The sequence below is a fragment of the Streptomyces beijiangensis genome (assembly GCF_017315755.1).
GTDB lineage: Bacteria > Actinomycetota > Actinomycetes > Streptomycetales > Streptomycetaceae > Streptomyces > Streptomyces beijiangensis.
The window spans coordinates 1-493 of the sequence record NZ_JAFLRJ010000638.1; the positions used below are offsets into that span (position 1 = coordinate 1).

Consider the following 493-nt stretch of genomic DNA (forward strand, 5'->3'; position numbering starts at 1 on the left):
CGCCTCCCGGACTGCGGGGGCAGGTGCCCGTCGCCGTACGGACAGATTGGCCGGATACCGACCCTCGCCCGGTGCCCCTCCGGCAGCCAATTGGCATGTACCGGGGGCGCATTCGCTTTTTGGCGCGCGCTCCCCGTAGCCACTCCTGTACGCCGTTGTCGTGGCAGCATGGTGCCCGACTGGTTGTCCACAGCCTGTGGAGGCGGCGCGATGCGGTGGTTGGTGGGGTGGAGCAGTATCGCCGCGCACTTCGGCACGTCCGCCACGGGCGCAGTGACGGCCGGGACGATCGGCGAGGCCCATGAGGGCCGTACCGTCCATCCCGTCGGGTCCCAACTCCTGTGGGGAGACCCCGATCCGCTCTGGGCGGTCGGCGACTGGCGGCCCGACGAGATCCGGGTGATCTCCGTCGACCCTTTCACGCACCTTGCCGTACTGGGCTGTTGCGCGGCCACCGACGAACAACTGCGTGTCGGACTCTTCGCCGCCCGCG

1 pseudogene is annotated in these 493 nt (G+C 70.0%); it reads left to right on the forward strand.

The window, feature by feature from the left end:
• Window positions 1-210 precede the first annotated feature (210 nt).
• Window positions 211-493, forward strand: a pseudogene (locus J0695_RS37755) (asparagine synthase-related protein); the annotation flags it as partial.